Annotated in this window: 25 protein-coding genes; 7 read left to right on the top strand and 18 right to left on the bottom strand. The window is 65.3% G+C overall.

Annotated elements, in window-relative coordinates; all coding sequences use genetic code 11:
* The first annotated feature begins 116 nt into the window (after positions 1-116).
* From ACOOFO_RS06315 to eutC, 4 genes are all read left to right on the top strand, one after another.
* Positions 117-1,997, top strand: a complete 1,881-nt coding sequence (locus ACOOFO_RS06315) for a cation:proton antiporter (protein ID WP_420429055.1) — start codon at positions 117-119, stop codon at positions 1,995-1,997.
* A gap of 160 nt (positions 1,998-2,157) precedes the next feature.
* Positions 2,158-3,264, top strand: a complete 1,107-nt coding sequence (locus ACOOFO_RS06310) for a DUF6670 family protein (protein WP_420429053.1) — start codon at positions 2,158-2,160, stop codon at positions 3,262-3,264.
* A gap of 121 nt (positions 3,265-3,385) precedes the next feature.
* The gene (locus ACOOFO_RS06305; RefSeq protein WP_420429051.1) at positions 3,386-4,774 is read left to right on the top strand and encodes an ethanolamine ammonia-lyase subunit EutB; all 1,389 of its coding nucleotides are present in this window, start codon (positions 3,386-3,388) and stop codon (positions 4,772-4,774) included.
* A complete protein-coding gene (gene eutC, locus ACOOFO_RS06300) occupies positions 4,771-5,544 on the top strand; it encodes an ethanolamine ammonia-lyase subunit EutC (protein ID WP_420429049.1) in 774 nt (257 codons plus the stop codon). Before ACOOFO_RS06305 ends, eutC begins: the two co-directional genes overlap by 4 nt.
* 35 nt (positions 5,545-5,579) lie before the next feature.
* Here eutC and ACOOFO_RS06295 read toward each other — a convergent pair whose 3' ends face one another.
* From ACOOFO_RS06295 to ACOOFO_RS06280, 4 genes are all read right to left on the bottom strand, one after another.
* Positions 5,580-6,344: a MauE/DoxX family redox-associated membrane protein gene (locus ACOOFO_RS06295; protein WP_420429047.1), complete on the bottom strand. Its 765-nt coding sequence runs from the start codon at positions 6,342-6,344 to the stop codon at positions 5,580-5,582.
* A gap of 158 nt (positions 6,345-6,502) precedes the next feature.
* Positions 6,503-7,336, bottom strand: a complete 834-nt coding sequence (locus ACOOFO_RS06290) for an enoyl-CoA hydratase/isomerase family protein (RefSeq protein ID WP_420429045.1) — start codon at positions 7,334-7,336, stop codon at positions 6,503-6,505.
* 181 nt (positions 7,337-7,517) lie between these two features.
* Positions 7,518-7,877 carry a hypothetical protein gene (locus ACOOFO_RS06285; protein WP_420429043.1) on the bottom strand — a complete coding sequence of 120 codons (360 nt, stop codon included), beginning with the start codon at positions 7,875-7,877 and terminating at the stop codon, positions 7,518-7,520.
* 22 nt (positions 7,878-7,899) lie between these two features.
* Entirely contained in the window at positions 7,900-8,205 is a 306-nt protein-coding gene (locus tag ACOOFO_RS06280; protein WP_420429041.1) for an ArsR/SmtB family transcription factor, read from the bottom strand.
* A 225-nt stretch (positions 8,206-8,430) separates the two neighbouring features.
* Here ACOOFO_RS06280 and ACOOFO_RS06275 point away from each other — a divergent pair, with 225 nt between their 5' ends.
* Both ACOOFO_RS06275 and ACOOFO_RS06270 read left to right on the top strand, forming a co-directional pair.
* Positions 8,431-9,429: an NADP-dependent oxidoreductase gene (locus ACOOFO_RS06275; protein WP_420429039.1), complete on the top strand. Its 999-nt coding sequence runs from the start codon at positions 8,431-8,433 to the stop codon at positions 9,427-9,429.
* Between the two features lie 76 nt (positions 9,430-9,505).
* On the top strand, positions 9,506-10,984 hold the full coding sequence (locus ACOOFO_RS06270) for an SLC13 family permease (RefSeq protein ID WP_420429037.1): 1,479 nt from the start codon (positions 9,506-9,508) through the stop codon (positions 10,982-10,984).
* Positions 10,985-11,090: 106 nt separating this feature from the next.
* On the opposite strand, the gene ACOOFO_RS06265 is transcribed toward ACOOFO_RS06270, so the two are convergent.
* A complete protein-coding gene (locus ACOOFO_RS06265; protein WP_420429035.1) occupies positions 11,091-11,954 on the bottom strand; it encodes a helix-turn-helix domain-containing protein in 864 nt (287 codons plus the stop codon).
* Between the two features lie 106 nt (positions 11,955-12,060).
* Here ACOOFO_RS06265 and ACOOFO_RS06260 point away from each other — a divergent pair, with 106 nt between their 5' ends.
* Positions 12,061-12,516: a nuclear transport factor 2 family protein gene (locus tag ACOOFO_RS06260; protein WP_420429033.1), complete on the top strand. Its 456-nt coding sequence runs from the start codon at positions 12,061-12,063 to the stop codon at positions 12,514-12,516.
* Positions 12,517-12,574: 58 nt separating this feature from the next.
* Here ACOOFO_RS06260 and ACOOFO_RS06255 read toward each other — a convergent pair whose 3' ends face one another.
* The 13 genes from ACOOFO_RS06255 to ACOOFO_RS06195 form a co-directional block, all read right to left on the bottom strand.
* Positions 12,575-14,083 (bottom strand): flavin-containing monooxygenase, encoded by a 1,509-nt coding sequence (locus tag ACOOFO_RS06255; protein WP_420429031.1) that lies wholly within the window; start codon positions 14,081-14,083, stop codon positions 12,575-12,577.
* A gap of 216 nt (positions 14,084-14,299) precedes the next feature.
* Positions 14,300-15,835: a hypothetical protein gene (locus ACOOFO_RS06250; protein WP_420429029.1), complete on the bottom strand. Its 1,536-nt coding sequence runs from the start codon at positions 15,833-15,835 to the stop codon at positions 14,300-14,302.
* Between the two features lie 72 nt (positions 15,836-15,907).
* A complete protein-coding gene (locus tag ACOOFO_RS06245; protein ID WP_420429027.1) occupies positions 15,908-16,402 on the bottom strand; it encodes a nuclear transport factor 2 family protein in 495 nt (164 codons plus the stop codon).
* Between the two features lie 103 nt (positions 16,403-16,505).
* Positions 16,506-17,768: a cardiolipin synthase ClsB gene (clsB, locus tag ACOOFO_RS06240; protein WP_420429025.1), complete on the bottom strand. Its 1,263-nt coding sequence runs from the start codon at positions 17,766-17,768 to the stop codon at positions 16,506-16,508.
* A complete protein-coding gene (locus ACOOFO_RS06235) occupies positions 17,765-18,529 on the bottom strand; it encodes an endonuclease/exonuclease/phosphatase family protein (protein WP_420429023.1) in 765 nt (254 codons plus the stop codon). Before ACOOFO_RS06235 ends, clsB begins: the two co-directional genes overlap by 4 nt.
* 24 nt (positions 18,530-18,553) lie before the next feature.
* Complete coding sequence (locus ACOOFO_RS06230; RefSeq protein ID WP_420429021.1) at positions 18,554-19,189, bottom strand: TVP38/TMEM64 family protein; 636 nt, start codon at positions 19,187-19,189, stop codon at positions 18,554-18,556.
* 142 nt (positions 19,190-19,331) lie between these two features.
* Entirely contained in the window at positions 19,332-19,571 is a 240-nt protein-coding gene (locus tag ACOOFO_RS06225) for a hypothetical protein (protein ID WP_420429019.1), read from the bottom strand.
* Between the two features lie 115 nt (positions 19,572-19,686).
* A complete protein-coding gene (locus ACOOFO_RS06220) occupies positions 19,687-20,451 on the bottom strand; it encodes an SDR family NAD(P)-dependent oxidoreductase (RefSeq protein WP_420429017.1) in 765 nt (254 codons plus the stop codon).
* A 38-nt stretch (positions 20,452-20,489) separates the two neighbouring features.
* Positions 20,490-21,299 carry an outer membrane lipoprotein-sorting protein gene (locus ACOOFO_RS06215; RefSeq protein WP_420429015.1) on the bottom strand — a complete coding sequence of 270 codons (810 nt, stop codon included), beginning with the start codon at positions 21,297-21,299 and terminating at the stop codon, positions 20,490-20,492.
* Between the two features lie 19 nt (positions 21,300-21,318).
* Positions 21,319-22,365 (bottom strand): HupE/UreJ family protein, encoded by a 1,047-nt coding sequence (locus ACOOFO_RS06210; RefSeq protein ID WP_420429013.1) that lies wholly within the window; start codon positions 22,363-22,365, stop codon positions 21,319-21,321.
* Positions 22,362-23,309: a peptidylprolyl isomerase gene (locus ACOOFO_RS06205; protein WP_420429011.1), complete on the bottom strand. Its 948-nt coding sequence runs from the start codon at positions 23,307-23,309 to the stop codon at positions 22,362-22,364. Before ACOOFO_RS06205 ends, ACOOFO_RS06210 begins: the two co-directional genes overlap by 4 nt.
* A complete protein-coding gene (locus ACOOFO_RS06200; protein ID WP_420429009.1) occupies positions 23,306-25,324 on the bottom strand; it encodes a DUF3604 domain-containing protein in 2,019 nt (672 codons plus the stop codon). The genes ACOOFO_RS06205 and ACOOFO_RS06200 overlap by 4 nt, the downstream gene beginning before the upstream one ends.
* A 16-nt stretch (positions 25,325-25,340) precedes the next feature.
* A complete protein-coding gene (locus ACOOFO_RS06195) occupies positions 25,341-26,105 on the bottom strand; it encodes an SDR family oxidoreductase (RefSeq protein WP_420429007.1) in 765 nt (254 codons plus the stop codon).
* Positions 26,106-26,131 lie beyond the last annotated feature (26 nt).

Below are 26,131 nucleotides of genomic sequence, written 5' to 3'. Positions count from 1 at the left end.
CGCGTTAACCGAGGCCATCGCGCTGCGAGGATGCATGGCCAGCGCGTCGCCTTGCAGCTCGACATTTCCGACGGAGGCATGATGCGCACTCCAGGAACAGGTACTCGACCATAAGCATGCACGCGGCAACCATCGTTCTCATGATCCTGGCCGCCGGGCTGGGCAGCCAGTGGGTGGCTTGGCTTCTCAGGTTGCCGGGCATCGTGATTCTGATTGCGGTCGGCCTGATGCTGGGCCCGATCACGGGTGTGCTTTCGCTCGAGATGCCGCCCGAGCGGCTGACCGAGCTCATCGGGCTGGGTGTGGCCATCATCCTGTTCGAAGGCGGCATGGACCTGAAGCTGGGCGAGCTGAAACGGGCCGGCCGCGGCGTGGGGCGGCTGGTGCTTTTGGGCGGGCCGATCACCTGGGCATTGAGTGCCCTTGCCGCGCACTATGTCGTGGGTCTGGAATGGCCGGTTGCCTTCGTGCTGGGCGCGATTCTGGTCGTCACCGGTCCGACCGTCATCCAGCCCATTCTGCGTTTTGCCCGGCTCAACGATCAGTCGGCTTCGCTGTTGAAGTGGGAAGGCATCGTCAACGACCCGATCGGCGTATTGCTGGCCGTGCTCACCTTTCAGTACTTCACCATTGAGGGCGACGGCCTCAGCCAGACGCTGCTCGGCCTGGGCAGCGCGATTGTCACGGCGATCCTGCTTGGCGGCGTCGGCGGCTGGTTGCTGGGCAAGCTGTACCAGCGCGGCGGCGTGCCGGAACATCTGAAGCCGCCCATGCTCATGGTGGTGGTGCTGGTGGTGTTCACGCTGAGCAACCAGGTACAGCACGAAGCCGGCCTGCTGAGCGTGACCATCATGGGCATGGTGCTGGGCAACATGCCGCTGGCAGGCCGCGAGGATCTGCAGCGGTTCAAGGAGAACCTCACCATCGTGCTGGTCTCGGTGCTTTTCCTGGTGATCACCGCGCGCCTTGAATTCGACCAATTGCTGCTGCTCGACTGGCGTGTGGCCGCGTTCATCCTGATCGGCCTGTTTGTAGTGCGCCCGTTGTCGGTGGGCCTGGCGATCATTGGCGCCGGCATGGCGAAGTCCGATCGGCTGTTGCTGGCCTGGATTGCCCCGCGCGGCATTGTCGCCGCCGCCACCGCCGGCCTGTTCGGCCCGGCCATGGTCGCCGCCGGCTACAGCGATGCCCGCATCCTGTTGCCGCTGGTGTTTGCGATGATCATCGCCACTGTGCTGCTGCACGGCTTGACTTTGGGCGCACTGGCAAGGAAGCTCGGGCTGGCCGCCAAGGACAACAACGGTGTGCTGATAGTGGGTGCCTCCCCTTGGTCCTTGGAGTTTGCCAAGGCGCTCAAGTCACTGGATGTTGAAGTGCTGGTGGTCGACGGTGTCTACCATCGCCTCCAGCCCGCGCGCATGGCGGGCATCGACGTCTACTACGGCGAGATCCTTTCAAAACACGCCGAGCACACGCTCGAAACCCACCACCTGGGCACGCTGCTCTGTGCCACGCCCAACGACTTCTACAACGCCTTGGTCTGCAATGCGCTGGGGCCGACGTTCGGTCGGCACCGGACGTTCCAGCTACCCACCGACGAGGAGGCGAGCAAGGAATCACGTCGGCTCGATGTCGACCAGCGCGGTCACCTGGCCTTCTCGGAGCATTGCAGCTACCAGTGGCTGGAGGAGCGCCTGGACGACGGTTGGGTGATCCAGCGAACCCGCATTTCCGAGGCCTTTTCCTTGAAGGAGGCCACCGGCAAGCTGGGCGAGGCCGGCAGTGACTGGCTGCTTCTCGGCGCGGTGTCGCCCAACGGCCGTCCACGGCTGTATTCCGACGAGATGCCATTCGAGCCCGAGTCGGACTGGCATGTGCTGTACTTCGCGCCGGAAAACCAAGACGTTTCGGGGCCGTTGGATGCGGGCGACGGCAAGTCGCAGCGCGAGGGCGCATCGTCCGAGGAAGATCAGGCGAATTCGGCTGAAACAAGCTGATCGGCCGTCAGCGCTGTCGCGATGAAACCCTGCTGCGTGCATACTTTCCCATGGTTCAGGCAACGCAATGGCTGTGGTGCATCGTTGGCACGGTGCACGTCCGCTTCCGGAACGCAGTGGACACCCGTACGCTACTCCTTCGGCGTCCCGAGCAGGCAACATGCCCATTCAAGCTCGGGCTTCCCCACTGATCCAGGCCGTACAAGCCATGCCGACGTCATTGCCAATGCGCCTGCTCGAAGCCGCCCCCAACGCCATCAACAAGGCGCACCGCCGCAACGGCCGGCCCTTCGACCCGACCACGCCCATGCCCCCACCCGCAGGCCGCAGGCGCAGCTGGGTGCATTACGGCGTGATGATTCCGGACCTGCCCGCACCGCATCGGGTGTTCAACGTGCTGTCGATCGTGGGCACGCCGGGCGCGACGGTCTTCGATAACGACTTTGCGGTGACAACCACGCCGCAGGACACGGCCTATCTGTTGTCGACCACGGCGAGCATGGCGCCGGGGTCGTTCCGCGCCTACCGCATCGCCGAGGAATGCGACTTCGCTGCGGACAGCTCGCGGCTGCGCTTTGGCGACGATCTGTTGATTGAGGGGCAGTATCCGCAGTGGTCCCTGCAACGGAATGCCGACGACCTGCGCGTGACGCTTTCCATTGAAGCCACGCGCTGTGTCTCGCATTTCGCGGATGTTCTGGGGCTGTACACGCATTGGAGCTTGCTCAGCCGCTATTCCGGGGTCATCGAGCAGGCTGGCGAATCGCAGTCGGTCTCCGGGCTGTGCACCTTCGAGTATGCCGCCGGGGTGGGCCGGTACAGCGTGCCGGGGGCTAGCTTTCCGGCCAAGACCAAGATTCCGATCAATTACTTCACCTATCAGGTGATCAACCTCGATGCGCGCACGCAGCTGCTGCTGGTATGTGTGCTCGGCCCTGGTGACGTGCCCATCCAGCGCGCCGCCTATCTGCGCAGCCTGGATGACGATGGCGCGGTGTACACGCGCAACGTCCGTTTCACGGTGGACGCCTTCCTGCCCGAAGCTGCCGAGACACCGGACGGCTACCGCATGCGCCTGCCCCACCGCTTCCGCTGGTACGCCGAGACTGACAGCGGCGAGTCGTTGCTGTCGCTGGAATGCACGGTGCAAGGCGATTTTCACTACGGACTCGGCGCGGGCTACGCGAGCTGGTTCCTGTTCGATGGCCGTTGCCAGGGGCGCGCGGTGTCCGGGCAGGGGTATCTGGAGTTCATCGACCGACGGTGAGGCTTCATGGGTCCGCTCGCTTTTGCAGCCGACCTGCTCGCGCCATACGCCCCCTTCTGAGATGCTGTTGTCGCCGGCGCAGCCAGCTGGCGCATTTGCTTGAGGATGAGTGACGCCGCCCATGCCCTACACCCAACGCATTGCCGCACGGACGCACCAGTTCGCTGATCTGGGCGAGCTTATGGCCAAGGCCTCGCCGGCTCGCTCCGGCGATGCACTAGCGGGCATTGCCGCGGCATCGATGGAAGAACGCGTGGCCGCCCAGACATTGCTTGCGGACATCCCGCTGAGCGCCTTTCTGGAAACGCCGCTGATTCCCTATGAAAGCGACGAGGTCACGCGGCTGATCATCGATGGGCACGACCGCACCGCCTTTGCGCCGGTCAGCGGCCTCAGCGTGGGCGCGTTCCGCGACTGGCTGTTGTCGGATGCCGTGGATACGGCAACGCTGCAGGCGCTGGCGCCCGGTTTGACGCCGGAAATGGTGGCCGCGGTCAGCAAGGTGATGCGCCATCAGGATCTGATTCTGGTGGCCAGCAAGTGCCAGGTGGTGACGCGCTTTCGCAATACGCTGGGCTTGGCGGACTCGCTGGCGGTGCGCCTGCAGCCGAATCACCCCACCGACAGCGCGCGCGGCATCCTGGCCAGCACGCTGGATGGCCTGATGTACGGTGCCGGCGATGCCTGCATCGGCGTCAATCCCGCCAGTGACGACCCGGCGGTGCTGCATCAGCTGTGGCATCTGCTGGACGCGCTGATTGCGCGTTTCGAGATTCCCACGCAATCCTGCGTGTTGACCCATGTGACGCGGCAGATCGAGGCGATCGAGGCCGGTGCACCGCTGGACTTGGTGTTTCAGTCCATCGCCGGCACGGAGGCCGCCAATCGCGGCTTCGGCATCGACCTCGCCCTGCTGCGCGAGGCGCACGAGGCGGCGCTGTCGCTGAAGCGCGGCACCCTCGGCGACAACGTCATGTACTTCGAAACCGGACAGGGCAGCGCCCTGTCGGCCGACGCGCATCACGGCATCGATCAGCAAACCTGCGAAGCGCGGGCCTACGCGGTGGCGCGGGTCTTCCGGCCGCTACTCGTCAACAGTGTGGTGGGCTTCATCGGCCCCGAGTACCTCTATGACGGCAAGCAGATCACACGCGCCGGGTTGGAGGACCATTTCTGCGGCAAGCTGCTGGGCCTGCCCATGGGCGTGGATGTCTGCTACACCAACCACGCCGAGGCCGACCAGGACGATATGGATACCCTGATGACGGTCCTTGGCGTTGCCGGCGTGAATTTCATCATGGGCGTGCCCGGCTCGGACGATGTGATGCTGGGCTACCAGAGCACGAGCTTTCACGACGCGCTGTACCTGCGCCGCGTGCTGGGCAAGGCGATGGCACCCGAGTTCGCTGAGTGGCTGCGGTCCATGGGTATTTACGATACGGACAGCGGCCTGCGGCTGAATTCGCCCGCCGCCAAAGCCTTGATGGATTTCAGCGAGACCGTGCTGTGAGCGATCGACAACATCCGCTTCAAACCGTGGTGGACGACGCCTGGCAGGCCCTGCGCCGCCACACGCCGGCCCGCATCGCGCCCGGGCACACCGGCATCAGCTTGCCGACGCGGGAAGTCCTCGCCTTCTCCCAGGCGCATGCCCTGGCGCGCGACGCCGTCCACGCCGCGCTGGATGTATCTCACCTGCAGGATGCGCTCAAGGAGCTGGGGCTGGCCATCACCACCGTACGCAGTGCCGCGCCGAGCCGGGCCGCCTACCTGGCACGGCCGGACTGGGGACGGCGCCTGCATCCCGGCACCGTGCTGCCCGAGCCGACGGAGGCTGGGGCTGTGGTGCTGGTGGTGTCCGACGGGCTGTCCGCCACCGCCGTGCAGCAGCACGCACCTCCGCTGCTAAAGGCGCTGCTACCCAAGCTGGCCGGTGTCCGCCTCGGCCCCTTGGTCATCGCCGAACAGGCGCGCGTGGCTCTGGGCGATGCCGTCGGCGAGCGCCTGCGGGCAGGCATGGTGATTCACCTGATCGGCGAGCGACCGGGGCTGTCCGCACCGGACAGCCTCGGCGCCTATCTCACCTTCGGCGCGCGGACAGGGTGCACGGATGCGCAACGCAATTGCGTGTCCAATATCCGGCCGGCCGGCCTCAGCTTCGAGGCCGCGGCTACCGAAATCGCGCGGCTGACGCATGCGGCTTTACAGCACGGCTGCAGCGGTGTTGCCTTGGCAGCACATACCGAGCCGCTGCCAAACGCACTGCCCGCGGCAAACTAAGGCGCGCGTGCGTCTCGGCCACGGAGGGCCGAGGATCATCCGCCCCAGTGCGACCAGCCCATCCAGACCGCCATCGCGATCATCATGAGGTTCTCGGTCAGCGAGACAAAGCCGAGCGGTACGGCATTGTTGCCGCCCACGCAGGCGCACTTGAGTTCGCGCCGGTCGATGTAGACCGCCTTGAAGACGGACACGGCGCCCACGGTACCGATGAACAGCGCCAGCGGCACCGACACTGCGTGCAGGATGCCACCAATCATGAGCACGCCGGCCACGGCCTCGCCGAAGGGATAGAGCCGGGCGTAAGGCACCCAGCGTTGGGCAAGCAGATCGTAGTTCAGGAACATGGTGGCAAAACTCTCCACGTCCTGGAGCTTGAGCAGGGCGAGCACCACCATGCTGAAGGCGATGAACCACATCGCCGCCTGCACGGTGAAGACGGTGCCGAAGGCGCCCATGCTGGCAGCCAGCGCCGAGAGGAAAGTGAGACTGAACAGGGCAATCACCGGCCGATAGCTGGGCTTGTCCGGATCGCGCACCGGCAGGCCGAGGTGACGGCGCAGTTCTTCGTATCCGCCGATGCGCTGCTCTGCGATGAAAACCTGCGGCGTGGTGGTCACGCCGTGCTCCTGCTTGAAGGCGTCGATGGCCTCGCGCGAGCGCAGGGGTCGATCGTCGACTTGATAGCCGTGACTGCGCAGCAGGTGCTTGGTCTTGAGCCCAAAGGGGCACATGTGGTCCGTCATCACCATGCGGTACAGCACGGCGGAGGATGTGGATCGGGTAGAGGAATCAGCCATGTCGGGACTCCGGCTCTGTGAATCTGTGCCCCATCATGCGCCCTGTAGTCCACTACAGAGTCAAGCCTCTGACCTTTCCCTCAAGCCAGCCCGCGATCAATGTGGCCGATCAGCAGGCGATGGATGCGCCATCACAGGCGGCATATGCGCCTGGCGCGTCAGCCGAAGCGCGCCTTCCGGTCGGCCAGTGCGGCCTGGACACCCTCTTCGGCCACTTTGGTGAAGAAGCGCACAAAGCTCTCGCTCTGGTGAAACACGGCGTCGAGCTCAGCGGCCTGCGCGCCAGAGGCGAACAGCCCCATGTTCTCGTAGAAGTTGCTCGTGGCCTGTTTGAGGATCGCGAGGTTGCCGACAGGGGTCTTGGCGATATCCGCTGCCATGGCATCCACCGTGGCTTCCAGTTCTTCCAGCGGCACAACGCGGTTGATCAGCCCCATCGCCTCGGCTTCGCGGGCGCTGAACAGCCGCGCGGTATAGAGCAGCTCGCGCGTCTTTCGCATCCCGATCAGCATCGGCCAGAGAAAGACCGTGGGTGGAATCCCCAGGTCTCTAGCCGCCGGATGCCCGAATTTGGCGATGTCCGCCGCCACCACCAGATCGCACATGGCAATCAACTCGCCGCCGCCCGACAGGCAGAGGCCCTGCACCTGGGCAATGATCGGCTTGGGGAACTTCCACAGGGTCCACCAATACTCGAGCAGCGCCCGAATATCCTGCCGGTCGCGCTCCAGATCGAGAGTGCCCGCCTGCGCGATGGGGTTCTGCGACAGAATCCAGTCGCTGCCGTCCAGGTCGTAGCCAGTGGTGAAGGCCTTGCCGGTGGCCTTCAGCACCACCACGGAGATGGTGTCGTCGTCCCGCACTGAGTCGAGCGCTGCCTTCAGGTCCTGCAGAAAGCTGGCCGTCATCGCGTTCATTTTGTCTTCGCGATTGAAGGTCACGGTGAAGACCTTGTCTTTCCGCGCGGTCTGGAGGTTGGCTTGGCTCGTCATTGGCGATTCTCAGCAGGCTGGGTCCTGCGAAGACGGTACGCTTTGGCCCTACGAGTGAGCGCACTCCGTCCGGGTGAGACGCAACGGCGTGGATCGCGCGACGGCAGTCCAGGCTTGGCCTGGACTGCGTGCGTCATGTGAGCTCGCCCCACCCTCAACTCAGGCGGCGACGAAAGGCCCCTCAGGCGTTGACCACCTCAACGGGACCATGGTCATCGCAGTGATCGCCGTGCGGATGGTGCAAATGGCCGTCGACCAGGTAGTCCACATGGTCGCCGTGCGGCACCGCTTCGTGTCCGCAGCCGGGACCGTGCACGTGGTCGCTCGCGTGTGCGGCACAATCGTGCGCGGGTGTGCAGGCGGCCGGGTTTTGGTCGCTGACTGCCAGCGCGTGCTCATCCACATGGTCCTGATGCGGATGATGCAGGTGGCCGTCGTGCAGATAATCGACATGGCCATCGTGCTTGATGGCGGTGTGGCCACAGTCCGGGCCGTGCTGGTGCGGGTGGCTGCCGTGCTGGCTGGCGTTGCAGTGACTCATTGCGGTTACTCCTTGGGGGTGCTCATCCGTGCGGATGTTCGTCGGCGTGCTCCAGCGCGTTGGCAATGAGCTGAAACACATGTTCGTCGGCGAGCGAATAGATCGCCGATTGGCCCTGGCGGCTCCGTGTGACCAGACGCGCCTGCAACAGCACCTTGAGCCGCGCCGACACGGTGCCGATGCGCTCGCCCATGGCCTCGGCCAAGTGACTGACCGACTGCGGCTGAGATGCGAGCAGCGTCAGCGTGTTCAGGCGCGCGGGGTCCGACAGCGCATGAAAGATCGCTGCGGCTTCCCTGAGCTGGCTTGCGTCGTATTGCTGGGCCATCGCTAAATCCAAAGTTCTAATGAATAATGGATTGTTGGAATATGGAAGTCAACCGGACTGACGTGCCTGTGGACCTGAGCACCACAGGCGCCTGCGCTGCATTGCTGAGGGGCGCACGCGCCTTTACTGTTTCCACACCAGACAGCCGCCGCCAAGAACACGCGCCACCGTGCAGGAGCGGTGGAGGCGCCACTGCACCGCATCGAAACCACCAAGGAGACCACCATGAGTACCTACAAGCGCATCCATCTCGTTGCGCGACCCAGCGCCGGCCCCATCACTGCGGAGCTCTTCGATGTCGTGTCGAATCCAGTGCCGAGCGCGGGCCCGGGCGAGGTACTGGTGCAGCAGACGCATATGTCACTGGACCCGGCGATGATCGGATGGATGCAACCGGATGAGAACAGCTACATCCCACCGGTGAAGCTCGGCGAGGTCATGCGCTCTTCCGGTATCGGCCGCGTGGTGGAGAGCCAGCATCCGGACTTTGCCGAGGGTGATGTGGTGCGCGGCATGATGGGGTGGACGGAGTACTATCTGAGCAACGGCAAGGGCCTGTCGAAGCTGCCTGCCAAGCTGGATCCCGAGACCGCCCTCGCCGTCTTCGCCCTGCCCGGCATGACCGCCACCAAGGGGCTGTACGGTTTCGGCGACCCCAAGGCCGGCGAGACGATTGTGGTCAGCGGTGCGGCGGGCTCGGTGGGCTCCATCGTGGGCCAGCTCGCCAAGGCCGACGGCCTGCGCGTGATCGGTGTGGCCGGCGATCAGGAGAAGTGCGACTGGATCCGCGATGAACTCGGCTTCGACGGCGCCATCAACTACAAGACCGATGACATCCCCGCCAAGCTGGACGAACTCGCCCCGGATGGCGTGGACATCTATTTCGAGAACACGGGCGGCCCGATCCAGCACCATGTCTTTGATCGCATGAACGCGCATGGCCGCATCGTCGTGTGCGGCATGATTGCCGACTACACCGCGCGCGAACCCTCCCCGGGGCCGAACTGGATCCCGCTGATCAAGAAGCGCATCAACATCCGTGGCTATGCCATGCCGGACCACTTTCACGAGGCCTCGGCCCTTCTGGAAAAGCTCACGCCCTACGTGCAGAGCGGCAAGATTCGCTTCCGTACCCACGTGCTCGAAGGCCTGGAATCCGCCATCGACGGCCTCAATCTCTTCTTCACCGGCGACAACCGCGGCAAGCTGATCGTGAAGCTGTAAACAGCACCATGCCCGTCCCTGGTCTCCCTGCGCGCCGCCCTGCCCGCGGCGGGCACGCGGCTTTCGGAATGCCGCCGTGACGCGCGCAAACGACCCTCGCGCGGCCGACGGCCTGCTGCGCAAGCGCATTGGCCTGGTGCTCGGGCCGGTCCTCGCGCTGCTCGTCTACGGCGTGATCCCGGATGCCGCGGGCGGCGGGCTCGACCATGCCGGACGCGCCACGGCAGCGGTGGGCGTACTGATGGCCACCTGGTGGCTGTGCGAAACCTTGCCGCTGCCGGCGACGGCCCTGCTGCCGCTGGGGCTATTCCCGCTGCTCGGCATTTCCGACTCCGGCGCCGCAGCCGCGCCCTATGCCAGCGACATCATCTTCCTGTTCATGGGCGGCTTTCTGCTCGGGCTGGCCATGGAGCGCTGGGGCCTGCATCGGCGCGTGGCACTGCATATCGTGCGCGCGGTGGGCACGGGCCCGCGACGCCTAGTGGCCGGCTTCATGCTGGCCGCGGCGGGTCTCAGCATGTGGATCTCCAACACGGCCGCGACCATCATCCTGCTGCCGGTCGCGCTCAGCGTCATCGCCATGCTGACCACGAGCGAGCAGGACGGCCCGGATGATCCGGCCGTTGCCAGCTTCGCCACCTGTCTGCTGCTGGCCATCGCCTACGCTGCCTCAATTGGCGGCGTGGGTACCTTGATCGGCTCGCCGCCCAACCTGGTGGCAGCCGGCTATCTGGAGCGCGAGCTGGGCTGCAGCATCGGGATGCTGGACTGGATGCGCTTCGGCATCCCGCTGGTGCTGGTCTTTCTGCCTATCGCCTGGGCCTATCTGACCTGGTGGGCCTTCCCGCTGCGCTTGCGTTCGCTGGGCGCCGGCGCGCAGCAGATCGACGACGCCATTGCGCAGCTGGGACCCATGCGCCGGGGGGAAACCATCGTCAGTGTCGTCTTCACCTGTACGGCGCTGGCGTGGATGCTGCGCCCGCAGATCGCTGCCCTGCCGGGCCTTGGCCTGCTCACGGACCCGGCCATTGCCATCCTGGGCGCGCTTGCGCTGTTCCTGATTCCGGTCGAGCGCGGTGTGCCGGTGATGGATTGGCAGACGGCGCTGCGCCTGCCCTGGGGCGTGCTGCTGCTGTTCGGTGGCGGGCTGAGCCTGGCCGCGGCCATCGGGTCGCACGAGGTCGATCGCTTCATCGCCAGCGGTATCGGCCAGCTCGGCGCACTCCCCACCATGGCGCTGTTGCTGGTGGTGGTGACGCTGGTCAAGGTCGCGACGGAGCTGACCAGCAATACCGCCATTGCCACCACCTTCGTGCCGGTATTGGCCGCGGTGGCCGTGGGCATGGGCGCACCACCGGAGATGCTGATCATCGCCGTGGCGATGTCGGCCAGCTATGCCTTCATCATGCCGGTGGCCACACCGCCCAATGCCATCGTCTTTGGCACCGGGCGCGTCAGCATCGCGCAGATGGCGCGCGCCGGTGTGGGGCTCAACCTGTTGGCCATCATGCCCGTTGCCCTCACTGCCTGGCTGGCAGCGCCTGGACTCTGCTAGGGCCTGTTAACACGCATTCGGTCTTGGCGTTGGCCCCGGAAATCCGAAGGACACGACCCGTATGCGCGCCGCGATCGACTGCGTGTTAACAGGCCCTGGCGCGGGGTCAGCGGTGTGCCGCGTTGGCGGCGCGGCGATCCCCCACCACCGAGGCCAACGACGCCTCTTCACTCTGGTGCCGTCGATCCAGTGCCAGCAGGACATCGTCGGTCGGCTTGTCCGCGGGGAACAGAAGGCTGATCTGCAACGCAGCCGCGGTGGCATCGCGCGGTGTGCCGACACGCACCACCATGCTCAACAGCGCCAGCGTGTGCACCCCCACGCGATAGCGTTCCACCACCACGGGCTCGGCGTTGGGCCGGATCGGCTGGCGCTGAATCCTCTGCACGGCCGGGTAGGCCTGCAAGGCCGCGAGCAACTCGCGCGCCTGGGCATCGTCGGGCAACTGCTGAACGCTCTGGAACCAGACCGAGGGCAGCCAGCGATCCGCATCGACCATGTGGCCGAGAAGCCCATCGGGATGAAAGGTCAGATGCAGCAGATTGGGCTGCGCACCCCCGATCCGATGCCACATCTGCCCATCTGGATCGGCCTGCAGCAGCAGCCGCTCGAAGGCACGGTTGGTGCCGAGAATGTTGTAGTGGTCGTCCAGCAACAGTGCAGGATAGAAGCCGTGTTGCTCCATCAAATGCCACGCCGCCTGCCGAAGCGGCTCGTACTCGGGCGCGCGCAGCGCGCTCGGGACCGTCGGCAGAAAGCCCGCCGCACAGAACAGCTGGTTGCGCGCATCCATGCTCAAGGACAGCGCATCCGCCAGGCGCGCGAGCAAGGCGCGGCCAGGGCTGGAACACCCGCACTCGATGAAGCTGATGTAGCGCTGCGTGGTGCCCGCCTGCGTCGCAAGCCTCAACTGCGAGAGCCCTGCGCGTTGGCGCAATGTGCGCAGCACATCGGGAAGTGCATCGGCCATGGCCACATCATGCCCTGCGCCTGCCGCCCTGCCTATTCCCCAACGGGAATTGCCGCGCACGGGCAGGCACTGGACATTGGCAGCTCCTTCACAACGGAGTCGCACGATGCCGGATGTTCTGAGTCAGTGGCGGACGTGGATCGATGCCTTTGAGGCCACGGTCCAGGATGACGAGTGGGACCGATTGCAGCCCTTGCTGGCCGAGGACGTGGAATACCGCGTGATGGGCGCCCCCTTTGCTGCCCATGTCCGTGGCCGCGACGCCGTACTCGCCGGCCTGGCGCAATCGGTCCGCAATTTCGATCGCCGCATGGACGGCCGGCGCTGGACACCGCTGGCGATTCGGGTGGACGAGCCGGGGTACCTTCGCTGCAACATTCTCAGCGAATACAAGCGTGGGGGCGACTGGGTGCTCGCCTTTCAGGCCGAAGGGCACTGGGGTTTCCGCGACGGCAAGATCGACCTGATGCTGGACTTCTACGACCCGCAGCATGTCGACGTGCAGCAGGCGCTGGGCTGGATACACGAATTCGGCCAGGATCTCGATCCGCGCTACGCCTGACCGATCCGCTAATTGCTCGCCGTTCTCCCGCGCTCTGCGGGATCGGCGGCGGCTCGGCCTAGGCTGCAGCGGACCGCTGCACCGCCTCTTCGGCCCTGGTTGGTGTTTGCTTGGCCTTCTCGAAGCGAAGGAAGCCATCGTCAATGGGCTCCCTGAGCAGCAGGCGACGATCCATGCCGTAATGCATCATCACCCGCCACGGCAGCGCCCGCCCCTGCCGTGGCAATAGATGACTGCCGCGCCGTACGTAGCCAGATTGCAGCGCATCCAGGATGCCGTTGTCCGTGGCGTGATCGCCGCGCGCCTTCGGGATCGCCGCGCCGTGACGGTGAATATCCATGTGCTCGAAGAGACGGCACAGGTAGCGCGCCGAAATATCGGATTTCAGCGTCCACGAGGCATTGGTGTAACCGACAATCCACGCAAAATTCGGGATTTCCTCGATCATGAGCCCCTTGTAGCTCATCTTGTCCTGCAGCGGCTGGGCCTCGCCGTCCACCTTCAGGGTCATGCCGCCGAGGACCTGCAGCTCCAGGCCGGTGGCGGTAATGACGATGTCCGCCTGCAGATGTGCGCCCGATGCCAGCTGCACACCGTCGGCCGTGAAGCTGGCGATGCGGTCAGTGACCACCGAGGCCTTGCCATCCCGCAACGCCAGCAGCAGGTCGCCGTCGGGCACGAAGCAGAGCCGCTCGTCCCATGGCATGTAGTCCGGGGTGAAGTGGCGCATGGGCACCTTCGGCCCCACCTGCCGCCGCACCCGGGCCAGCAGAAGCTTGCGCATCGTCTTCGGCCAGGCGCGGCAGGCCATGAACAGACTGCGTTGGATGACGATGTTGCGTCCGCGCACGATGCGATCCACCCAGGACCGGGGCAGCACGCGCGCCAGCAGATTGGCCATGTGGTCCGTGTTCGGCAGCGAGAAGATGTAGCTCGGCGAACGCTGCAGCATCGTCACATGCGCGGCGGTATCGGCCATGGCCGGCACCAGCGTGACGGCAGTGGCACCGCTGCCGATGACCAGCACGCGCTTGCCGGCATAGTCGAGATCTTCCGGCCAGGCCTGGGGGTGGACCCACTGCCCCTTGAAGGCACTTTCTCCAGGGAAGCGCGGACGGTAGCCGTGGGCGTAGTTGTAGTAGCCGGTGCCGCAGACCAGGAAGCGGCAGCGGAACTGGCGCTGCGCACCGCTGGCCTTGTGCACGGCCGTCACGAGCCAGCGCTGGGAGGCGCTGGACCAGTCCGCTTCCGTGACCTGCAGGCCATAGTGAATGCTGTCGCCCAGGCCCGCTTCGCGCACGGTTTCTTCCAGATAGTTGCGGATGGTGGGGCCGTCCGCCAGGAACTGACGCGAGCGCAATGGCTTGAAGGAGAAACTGAAGGTGGCGATATCGGAATCCGAACGAATCCCCGGATAGCGGAACAGATCCCAGGTGCCACCGAGGCGTTCGCGGCCTTCCAGAATGGCGAGTGTGCGCTCCGGCTGCTCCCGCCGGAGGTGGCAGGCGGTGCCGATACCGGACAGGCCGGCGCCAATGATCAGTACATCGTAATCGTGGAGGGTCATCGCGCCGCTCCTCGAATGCCATCGACGACTTCCATAGTGGCACAGGCGCATGACGATCACGAGTCCACTACAACGAGGCTGGAGATGACGCCAAAACAAAAGGGGCGCCAGCTTTTGCGGGCGCCCCTGGTGTCGCTTACCGCGAGATCGTCTCCCCCCTCGCCGGTCTTACTCCATCCCTCAAGGCCAACCTTACCCCGCTTTCATGCTCGAAAGCTACTCTGCGGGTGGCACTCCGGTGGGCTGCAACCCGGTCAGCAAGCCCGTCTGCTCGCCGCGGTCGAGGGTGGCATCCCGGCATCCTTCGAACAGCGCGGCGGCGGAGGCAGGTGCCTGCACCAGTTGCGCCGCATAGCAATAGGCACCGACGGGCGTGTAATCGCCCAAGACGGCCTCCGGCGCAGTGCCCTGCGGCACGTTCTGAATCGCCTGATCGAAGCCTGGGTTTGGCAGCATGTGGCGGTAGATGATCAGCCCATCCGGGAACGGCCCCCACGGCAACCAGGTAATGCCGTTTTCGGCAGTCGCCCATTCGGGACGGTCGGCAGGGTCGGTCACCATCACGGTAAAAAAGCCCTGCGCATCCAGCGCCACTTCCTCATCGCGGGCGCAGTCGACAAAACGCTGGGTGAGAAATTCGTTCTGACAGATGGACCAGTAGCGCATCTGCTCTCTGCCCCAAGGCACACCGGCGGCACCGCGCCAGCTGGGTGCCCGCGCCCGCACCACGTAGGCCGAACCGAAACGGCGCGCAAAACCCACCGTGGCGTAGTCGTTATGGAGATTGCTCAGAAAGCCGCCCCCGCCGGACAGGGGCAGACCGCTCGCCTCCTCTCCCAGAGGGACCCCCAAAGCATTGCCCAGAATCTGCAGCGCGGTGGTTGGCAATCCGTAGAACACGCGCGTCGAAGGCGGCATGGTCGCCGTTGGGATCGTGACCAGGCCTAGCAGCGCATCGGGCAGATCGACGGTTAGCAGCAGATCGTTGAGTCCGGGGTCGGGCACCACGCCGCCCCCGGTGGGGATCAGCGGCTCGGCACAGTCGGCATAGGGCAGCAGGGTCTGGCTGCCGTCGGCCGTCTCCAGCGTGAGCACCGGCAGACCGACACCCCCTTCAAAGTCGAATCCCGCCTCTGGCACGTAGCTGCGATACATGATCGCGGTTCCCACCGGGTTCGGTGCCGCGTTCGCGCCCGTCGGGATGACCCCGGAATACATGGTGTTGGGTGCGGGTGTTTCCGGCTTCGGGCCGAACTCCACATAGGCGGTGTAACTACCACCCAGCGGTGCGCGCTCATCCACGAAGGGATTGGACTGCTCCGCATCCGCGGGGACCAGTTCCGCGTCGGCAAGCGCATCCACCGGGCGGATCAATGGGTCGTAGACATTGAAGGAGAAGTAGCGCATGTGGCCAAAGCGGCCGTCGATCCGCAATCGCGTACCGGGGGTATGCGGCACGGTCGCCACCCAGTACTTGGCGGAGTCATCCGGGAAGGCGATATTCGTGACGTTGATGTCGGAAGCCGCCTGCCAGCCGCAGCCCACCCCACCCGGAAACTGGGGGCGCTCGGGCCGCTGGCCCGGGAGATCCGGCGGACGCTGCGCCGTGCGCGCGCCGCCGGCCTGCGTCGCGTCAAGGCCCACCGGACCCGCTTCATCCGAGCATGCCGCGAGCACGATGCTGAGCGTGAACAAAGCCGTCACGCCCCAACGCGGGGCGCGACGGGATTCCTGACCCGATGCCTGCTGCATTGTCCCTGTCTCCTTCTCGGTATCAGCGCAGCATAGAAGGCGACCGACGCCTCCCGTCAGGGCAATTTCGTTCTACTCCATCCCTTCCGGAAGCACCTTGCCGTGCTTGGCGAGGTAGTGCGCGGTGATGTTGGGGGTGTGGGTGACGGGTTCGACGATTTCCCACACGCGTTCGTAACCGCTGTGCTGGATGCGCCAGGCGCCATCCTTGTAGACGTACTTGTCCTTGTAGAAGGAGGCGCCGTCGGTGGTCTTCTTGCGGCGCAGGTCCAGGAACCAGTCGCGCAGATACCAGCGGCCGCTGGCTTCGAAGTCGGAGTGCACTTCGATTTCCGGGTGGTTGCCGTGATGGAAGGCAATGGCCTCGGCGTGGAAGGCGTAGCTGAGCGCCTCCAGGATCTTGTCGCGGCCTTCGGCTTCAAAGCGGTAGGTCCCACCGACGTAGCAGACCGTGGCGTCTTCGGTGAAGACATCCTTCAGCGTCTCCAGGTCCGCGGTATCAATGGCACGGAAATAGCGGTACTTGAGCTGGCGAATGAGCTCGATGGCTTCCAGGTTCAGCCCCATGGCTTGGGTCTCCTCGTGTGCGTGAATAAAGCAACTTTGTGCACAGCAAGGCTGACCCAGCGCGTCGACGTCGGCCTCGCGCAGATGGATGAGCTGGCAGCGACTAGGGCAGTCGGTTGAGCTGCCGTTCGGCGTGGCCGATCTTGCGGTCGCCCGGGCCGAGGTCTTCCTGCGCCCTCTCGATAGTGGCGACGCGGATCGATTTCACCGGAATCAGCCGAACCAACTTCGGCAGATAGCGCAACAAGTGGAAGGACATCGTGCGCCACAGGTGCCAGAGCCGGTGCCGGTGCGCCACTTCGGCGCGCGTGACCGGCCGCGAGTGCTGCGCCAGCACGCGCTCCAGACTGGCGCGCAGTGCGCGATTGAGTGCCCGATCGCGCACCACCAGATTGGCTTCCAGATTCAGAGCGAGGCTGAAGGGGTCGAGGTTGCTGGAGCCGACCGTGGCCCAGTGGTCATCAACGACCGCGACCTTGGCGTGCGAAGGCCGCTCCACGTACTCCCAGACTTCGACACCGATGCCGATGAGGTAGTCATACAGCGTGCGGCTGGCGAACTTGACGTACTGCTTGTCCGGATTGCCCTGCAGGATGAGGCGCAGCCGTACCCCACGCTGTACCGCCTGCCGCATGGCGCGCAGGAATCGATAACTGGGATAGAAATAGCTGTTCATGATGACCACATCCCGCTGCGCGCCGCGCAGCGCCTTCAGGTACATGGCCTCGATATCGTGGCGATGACGGGTGTTGTCGCGGGTGATGAACAGCGCCTGCGCACTGGCGCGCGGGTTCAGCCATTCACTGGGGACCCGACGCAGGACATCGCCGAGGCGTCGCCAGCGCGGCTCGGCACTTTCGCCAATCGCCTGATAGCAGAAGTGCCGGATATCCTCGACCACCGGACCCTGCATGCGCACAGCGTAGTCCTGCTTCGACTCCGGGCCGTAGTAGCGCATATGCGCATCCGAAAAGTTGATGCCGCCAATGTGCGCAATACGACCGTCGATCACCACGATCTTGCGGTGGAGACGGTGCAGCAGATTGGGATGCTTGCCGAGCTTGGGCGCCATGGGACCGAAGACATGGACACGCCCGCCGGCATCGGTCAGCGGCTGGATGAAATCCTTGCCCAGCAGCGCCGAGCCATGCCCATCCACCGTGATGTCGACCTTCACGCCACGCGCAGCGGCCCCGATCAGCACCTCACGCAGGCCACGGCCGATGGCATCCTCATACCAGATGAAGGTTTCGATGATGACTTCATGCCGTGCGGCACGAATGTCATCGAAGACGGCAGGGAAGAATTCCTCACCGTTCTCCAGCAGATCGATGGCGTTGTCTTCCCGCCAGCTGGGCTCGGTCATGGGCGTGTGGTGATATCCAGCGTCAAGGGCGCGTGATCGGAGAGTGTGCGCCACGGCCGACCGCGCAGCACCTCGGCTCGAGCGTGGTTCAGATTGCGGAGGTAGACGCGGTCCAGGCGCAGCAACGGCCACCACACCGGGAAGCTGCGCGCCGCCCTGCCAGTGTGCTCCACGAAGACCTCGCGCACACCGAGGCGCTCGGTCAACGGGGCATGAGCGCGACCACGCCAATCGTTGAAGTCGCCGCCGATCAGCAGGGGCGCGTCATCGCCGATGTGTTGCTCCACCATGGCGCACAGACCTGCGATCTGGTCCCGGCGTTGCGCCTCGCGCAGCCCCAGATGCACGCATACAGCATGCAAGGGGGATGTCCAACCCGGAATCGCGAGTTGGCAGTGCAGCAGGCCGCGCTTCTCCGCGTCCGGGATCGACACATCGTGGTTATGCCAATGGAGGATGGGGAACTTGGAAAGGATCGCGTTACCGTGATGCCCCTCTGAGTACACCGCGTTCCGACCATAGGCATAGGCGGACCAGACGGTATCCGCGAGGAATTCGTATTGCCCCTGCTCTGGCCAGTGCTCCCAGCGGGTGGAATGCTCCTGATGCGCTCCGAGCACTTCCTGCAATAACACAACATCCGCATCGGCGCGCCGGATGGCGTCACGCAGTTCGTGCAGCACGAAGCGCCTGTTCCAGGCGGAGAAGCCCTTGTGCATGTTGAGCGTAAGGACGCGAATTTGCGCCTCCTTCTGCATCATCGATCCGAGCTTCTGTTTGGCCAGTCAGGCCTGTTCGAGTCGCGCCGTCACCCTGTGCTTGACCCAGAAGGCCAGTGCCAGACAGCCCAAAGCGATGACCGCCAGCACCGCCACCCCCTCCGCCGAGGGCTCCTGTAGCACCGAGCGCAGCTGAAAGCCGACCACCCCCATGAGCAGCAGCGCGGGGAGAATGCCGAGTACCGTGCCGACGACAAAGGGAAGGCCACGGACGCCACCGGCACCAAGGACGAGATTAACCACCGGATAGGGGGCGATCGGCATGATGCGCAGCAGAATCAAACCCGGCACGCCGCTTTCACGGACGACCCTCAGGGCCTTGTCCACCTTGGCGTTGCCCCAGCGGTCCAGGGCGGGCTGCCCCAGATGCAGCCCCGCCCAGTAGGCGCACAGGCCGGCCAGCAGACTGCCGTAGAGCGCATAGGCCATGCCCACCCATGGGCCCATCACGACAATCAATGCCAGGTTGAGCGCCGTCAGCGGGAACATGACCGGAGTCGCCAGCACATACAACAGGCCCAGGCTCAGCAGCGCCCATGGGCTGTGCGCCAGTGTCTCGACATGGGTCTCAAGATTGTCGGACGTCGCCCATTCGCCGAGTGGGCTCCAGCGCCACAGCGCCGTCAGCCCGAGTACAAGCATCAGCGCGGCGCCCGCAGCCATCCAACGGGGGCGAAACAGGGTCGGGAGGTTTGCAGGCATCGTCTACAGGTGCGGCTGTGCGCACACATATGCAAAGAAAAGCCCCGGCCGCCGAGCGCGGCCGGGGCGAGAACGCAGCAACTTAGTAGTCGCTGCTGTCCTCCATCTCGTCGGCGGTCTCTTCCATCTCGTCGCCGGCTTCTTCCATCGCATCGCCCGCTTCCTCGGCGGCTTCGTCGATGGATTCGCCCATTTCCTCGGCCGGGCCGTCATTGGAATCACAGCCGCTGAGCAGGGCGATGGAACCCACGCCCATGAACAGGGCAAGTGCCAAAGCGCGCAGTGCGCTGAGTCCGGTACGGGTTTCGCTGGCAGTCGTCATTACTCCCTCCTTTCGGGAATCAAGTGGGTGTGCGCGCCCTGATGCGACGCATCAAGCCCGCACACACCCCCATCATGCTGCACTGCGATGCTGAGTGCGAGATGAATTACTCGATTCAGACGCCGAAACCACCCGAGACATTGATCTGCTCGCCCGTGATGTAGTTGGCGCGCCGGGATGCGAGGAAACGCACGGCTTCGCCGATGTCCTCCGGCTTGCCCCAGCGCTTGAGGGCGAGCAGCTTCTTGGTTTCGCGAATCCAGTGCTCGTCGAAGACCCCGCGCTCCAGCAGTTCGAGGAACATGCCGGCTTCGATGACACCGACCAGCACCGAATTCGCGCGCACGCCGTTGGCGCCCTCCTCCTTGGCGATACCGCGGATCAGTGCCTCATTGGCCGCCTTTGGAATAACGGACAGACCGTCCATCGGAGGCCACCAGCGATCGCCGGCTGAGCCGATGTGCACCACGCTGCCGTGACTCTCGCGCAGGGCCGGCAGACAGGCCTTGATGACCTGGAAAAGACCGTGCTGCTCGGTGTCGACCGCCTTGCGCCAGGCTTCCACGGGGGTATCGGCCAGCAGCATCTGCTCGACCACGGGGCCGGCCGCGAAGACCACCGTATGCAGCTGCCCGTGCTCGGCGAGCACGGCCTTCAACGCGGCGCCGATGGATGCAGGGTCGGTGACATCCAGTGCGTGCGTGCTGGCCTTGCGCCCAGTCTCGCGAAGCGTAGCCGCCACGGCCTCAGCCTTGTCACCCTTGCTGCGATAGCCGATGGCAACGTCGCTACCGCCCTCGGCCAGACAGCGTGCGATGACGCTGCCGATGCCGCCACTACCGCCCAGTACCCACGCGGCGCCCGCCGGAAATTCGGTCATTCCTGGTCTCCCCCAAGGTCTGCATTGCGCCGCGGTACTTAGTCGGCGCGGTGAAAGCGTGCCGGATCGAACAGGCCGTCACGCGGATTGGGCACCGCGCGAACGCGTTCCACGTTCAGCACGGTGTACCCGTTGTTGACAAAATCGCGCATGGTCAGCCGCACCGGGTACCAGAAGTGCCCGAACTGGCGCAGATGCTCGGCGTCCACGGTCAGGCGCTTGCTGAGTTGCGCGTTGTTGTAGAACTCGGCCTCCATGACGAGGCAATGCGCCGCATCCACCGCCACGCGCACGCGATCGTGCGTCACCTTCTGTGGCTTGTCGGCGCGGACTTCCAGCAGGTGGGTGGGGCGCCCCTGTCGATCCACGGTCCCCACAAAGGAGACATCGGCATTGCCGAACAGACCCTGCCAGTGACGGAAGTCGTTGTAGCTGAACTTGGTGTCCATCAACGCGGTTTCGCCGAAACCGCCAGTGACCTGGCGCACGCGATCGATCGAAGGCAGGTAGACGTACATGCCGTCTTCGCCGTTGAGCCCGTCCGATTCACGCAGCAGATAGGCCGAGCCGGCGAGATACTCCGGCGCCCCCACGTGCATGACCGCGTGCGAGCGGTAATCGCCATCGCCTTCCCGGTGCACGCGCAGGAACAGGCTCGCAAGCAGCTCTTGCGCGCGTTCGTCGCCGGCACGCACGGTCTCGAAGCGCAATGTCTGGCCGATCACCATGCCCCCCGGCACGACCTTGGACATGCAGGTCATGACCTCCTTGGCGGTGGTGGCCTCGGCCTGCGCAGCGGCGTTGAGGCTCAGCAAACAAAGGCAGAAGCCCGCGATCATCTTCTTCATAGCATTCTCCAGGTCCCTTTCATCCGATCAGCGGCACGCCGGGCACAAGCTGGAGCAAGCGATCCATGCTCCAAAAGGCGCCCAGACTTCCTACCAGGTAGGCCGCTGCGACCGTGACGGGCCGACGCTGGTCCAGAAACAGTGCGCGTGGCAACGCATGCAGGACCAGTGCCAGCATTCCTATGGCGGCCAGTTGGCCGAGTTCGATGCCTATATTGAAGGCTGCCAGCGCGGGAATCATCGCTGTCTCAGGCAAACCCAGCGCCCGCAGCGCACCGGCGAAGCCCAATCCGTGGAGCAGACCGAAGGCAAAGGTGGCGACAGCGGCGCGCTGACCGCGCGTCCCGGTAGCCGATGACTGGCCGCGCTGCTGCAGCACCCGCCAGCCAACCCACACGATGCTGAGCGCGATACCGGCCTCCGCCAGTGCCGGTGAAAGCCGCACGATGCCGAGCACGGAGAGCGCCAGGGTGACGCTGTGACCGACGGTGAAGGCCGCGGTCATGATCAATAGCGGTCGCAGACCGAATGCGAAACCGTTGACCAGAAAGAACAAGCCCACGACGAAAGCGAGATGATCCGGGCCGAAGACCAGGTGTGTGAAGCCCAGCCCGCCGTATTGCGCCATGACGGCCCATACACTGGGGGCAGCAGGCACCACCATGGTCGGCGATTCTGCATCGAGCAGCGCCTGCGTGGTCCGGCCTTCCAGATCGCGGATCACGACCAGTGCATTGATGCCGTTGTTGGCGAGACCGCGTACGCCCAGCTCCTGCCCGACCAGCGGCGCGGCGCAGCGCACCTGCCAGCGTAGTTCGAGCGCGCGCTGCGCCTCCATCAACTGGCTGCGCGCCGGACCGGGGGCCTCACAGCCAGCGGGCAGCACGGGTTCCGGCCGGGCATTGCTCGCCTGCAGCAAGGAGCGCTGCCAGCGCACGTCGTGGTGCATGGCATCCACGGCGCGCAATTCGAGCACCGCCGGCGCCAGCGGATGCGCCTCTGCGGCATTCCAGGGCAGCATCGCGGCCAGCACCAGCGCAAGCAGCGCGAGGGCACGCCCGATCATGGCTGCATCGCCATTTCGAGGGCATCGCCGTCATCGACGATGCGGTAGCGCGCGCGCAAGCGCTCCATGCCGCTGCGCAACGCCTCCTTCTCGGCTGCCTGTCGGGCGTGCAGCAGGACCTGGCGCAGCGTGGGCGGTGCCGCCTCCGGTCGCGTCGCGGCACTGGTGACCCGCACCAGATGCGCGCCGAAACTGGAGGCGATGGGGCCGTGCCAGACCCCCACCGGTGCGGCGGCGATGCCTGACGCAAAGCCCGGGCCGAAGTGCTGCCCGAGCGCATCTGCGCGCATGCCCGCCACAGTGGGCCCGAGCAGGAAACCATCGCCCTGGGTAGGGGCAGGCTGGCTGCGCTGCACGCCCGACAGCGCCTGGCGGGCATCGCGCATTGGATCGGCGCGCAGATCGCTGCTGAAAAAGACATGCTCAAAATGGAAAAGCGCCGATGTCCGCTCCGGCTGCAGCTGGGTGGCGCTCGCCGCCAGCGCCGGGGCGTCCACCATTGCCTGCGATTCCAGACGGTGCTGCATGCGCTGAACGAGCCGCCGCCGAACCACCGGATCGCGCTCCAGCATGCCCAGCGCCTGCGCCTGGCGCAGCAAGGCCGCGTCGTCGAGCCGCTGATCGGCGTGCACGAAACGCATATTCTTCAGCAGCCGATCGCGCACCACGGTGTCCTGCTCGGCGATGCCCAGGCGCAGGGCTTCCTCGAACAGAATGGCCTCGTCGATATGCAGGCGCACCAGCGCGCGCATTTCCTCGGCGGAGGGCATGGCACCCGTCTCGCTGAGCCACTGCCGCCGCAGCTGCTCGCGATCCTGAGTGCTAACGCGCACCGTGGGGGTGTCGAGGGCCCGCACCAGCGGCTGTGCGGCCTCGGCCGCCACCAGCAGCGCCGTGCCAATGGCAAAGAAATGCGCAAGCGGATGGCGAAACAGGCGCGTCACGAGGCAGGAGACACCGGAGGCTGATACCAGATCGGCGACGTCCAGGCACGCTCCTGGATGGTCGGCGGGTAGCGGTCGTCACAGCAGCCCTCGAAGCCTTCGGGCGGGCCATCCGGATCGCTACAGTCGACCTCGGCCGCAAGGCATTGGCGATGGGACCAGCGACAGCTCGGATTCTCCACCACGCGGGCGTAGTAGAAGGCGCGCTGCGCCGGATCGAAGTCCGGGTCGGTCCACACCCGACAGAGCTGCCCAAAGCCGCTTCCGCTGGTGGCGCAGGTGTCGAGATCGACGCTGGCGCCGTTGCTGGGGTCGCCGGCCACGTCGTAGACCATTTCGCGCTTTTCGCCGTCTTCGAGCCAGCCCTTGATGATCTGGATGCGCTGCAGCGGCTCGGCATTCGGGTGCGCATCCCGCATTGCCGCCAGGGCAAAACGTGGCGCCTCGGTGGTCTCCGCCTGCGGCGTCAGAATGCCCCCCATCGGAACGCCGCCGGCATAGCCCTGCTCGGCGAAGTTGGCCGCACTGCACATGTCAGCGGGGAGGTCCCAGCCACCGAAGAAGCGAACAATGGGCCGGTTACCACTGGTGCCGTAGACCTCGCGCCGCTGGAGGGCGTCGAAGAGCGCGGGGCGCGTGTTCTCGGGGGCCCACACCACGGCCAGACCACCCGGGCTATACTCGACCAGATCGGTGAGACCTGGCGGGACCTCGTCGATGGCCGGCTTGCCGGCACCGCCATGGCCGGGAAAGTCGCGTTCGCGCACTTCCCCAGGCGTCACGATGTGGGTGTCGCTGCTGCCGATGAACCCGTATTGGAAGGGATTTTCACCGATGGTTTCTTCCTGCAGCAATCCTTCCTTGAGGGCTTCGCGCAGGTAGTCCTGCGGCAGGGGCGGCCCCGTGTTGAAGCCGTTGAAGCGGTCACCGGTCGTGTTGTTGTACGGGATGATCTCGAAGCCGCAGAGTTCGTCCTGCATGCCGGCACCGGCGGTGTTCAGACACTCCGACGACCCCTTGTGCTGATAGATCTCTGCCAGCGGTTCGTTCTTGCGCCGCTCGGCGGCCAGCTCCGCGGTGTAGGGATCACCGTTTCGGTCCTCGGTCTGGAACATCAAACCGGCCGCAAGATTCGAGTTATGCGGAATGGTCAGGTAGTCGCAACCGTCCTCAAGCTTGCAACGTTCTTCCAGTGCCTGCCAGAGCAGCTCCGGCTCGGGGAATTCCTGGTAGGCCGGCGGCACCTGAGGCACCTGATCGGTGGCGAAAATGACGTTGCGATGCAGATTGTTCGAGAGCGGGCTGCCCGTCCATTCGTACCCCACAAAGGTGGTGAAGCGGCACTCCGGCGACCGGTCGTAGTGCATTTCCGCAGCAACCTGGGTATCCGCCCACGGTGTCTTCGCAGCTTCCAGACAGCGTGCACCGCCCAGCCCGCAGAAAGGCATGCGCGGGATCTGTCCGTCGGCGCCGATCAGCGGCAACTGGAAGAAGGGCGGCACATCGCTGATCGGCAGGCGCGAAAAGTCCGGCAGGCCCAATGCGTAGAGGTTGAAGATGATGAAGGCGTTCTGCGGGTCGGCGCGGTAGTACTGGCACTCCAGCGCGTTGTAGCCCGGCTCCTCCGGATTGGTGCAGATTTCGACCTCGCCAAAGAGTTCGACGTGGTCGGTCACGGCGGCAAAGTCGAGCGGACGTTCCAATTGCCGCGAACGCAACGGATTGCCCTCGGCGTCATAGGGCTGGATCTCCAGCCGCTCGCCCTTGGCAAAACGGTAAGCGGCCTCCGGTTTCAGGCGCGTGCCTTGGGTGTTGGCATCCAGGGAATAGGTGGTGTGGACGTGCAGGTCGCCGAAATAGGGATTGCCGAGGGGGTTGAAGTCCTGGCAACGCCCGCGTTCGACGACCTCAGGCGCTGGCCCGCTCGCCTCCTCCGGCGAATCCCCGCCACAGGCCGACAGACCAGCGCCCACCAGGCCAAGCGCCGCAAGAAGAAAGAAAGAAGCATGGCGCATGCAAAACACCTCCGGGCTACGTCTGATTGACGTTGGCCTCCGCTAGAAAGGACGGCCGCTCACCGCCGCCGTGCACGATCAGATTGCTGCCCGAGACATAGCTCGCGCCGCTTCCGCTCATCCAGAGACAGGCTTCGCCAATTTCGCGCGGCTGGGCCAAGCGCCCGAGGGGAACCGTCGCCCCCACGCGCGCCACACCTTCGGCGTCGCCGTAGTGCAGTTCAGATTGCTCGGTCTCGACCAAACCCGGGCTGACGCAGACCACGCGCACTTTGGGCCCCCATTCCACCGCCAGCGACTGGGTCAGGCTGACGATGCCGGCCTTGGCCGCTCCGTAGGCCGCCGTACCGGGTGAGGCGCGCACCGCACTGATGCTGCCGACAAAGACAATGACGCCCCCGGTGTCCTGCTGCTGCATGAGCCGGTTGGCGTGCTGCGCGAGTTCGAAAGGCGCCAGCAGATTCAGCTCGATGATCGCCTTGTGGAAGCGCGGGGAGGCTTCTGCGGCATCGGCGTAGGGGGCGCCGCCAGCGTTGTTGACGAGCACATCCAGACGCCCGATGCGGCTGCGGATGTCTTCCATCATGGCTGCGAGGGCATCGCTGTCGCGCACATTGGCGGCGATGAACTCGGCTGTGCGGCCCTCATATTCCGGCAACTGCTCCGGCGCATTGCGGCCGCACACGAGCACGCGATCACCGGCCGCCAGATAGGCCTCTGCAATACCGCGGCCCACGCCGCGGGCGCCACCTGTTACCAAGACCACACGCTGCTGACTCACGCGTCTCCCCCTATCTTTCTGGTAAG

It is taken from the genome of Algiphilus sp., from assembly GCF_965216485.1.
Lineage (GTDB): Bacteria > Pseudomonadota > Gammaproteobacteria > Nevskiales > Nevskiaceae > Algiphilus.
The sequence above is the reverse complement of the archived record's forward strand: the minus strand, read 5'-3'. Positions and strand labels throughout refer to the sequence as shown.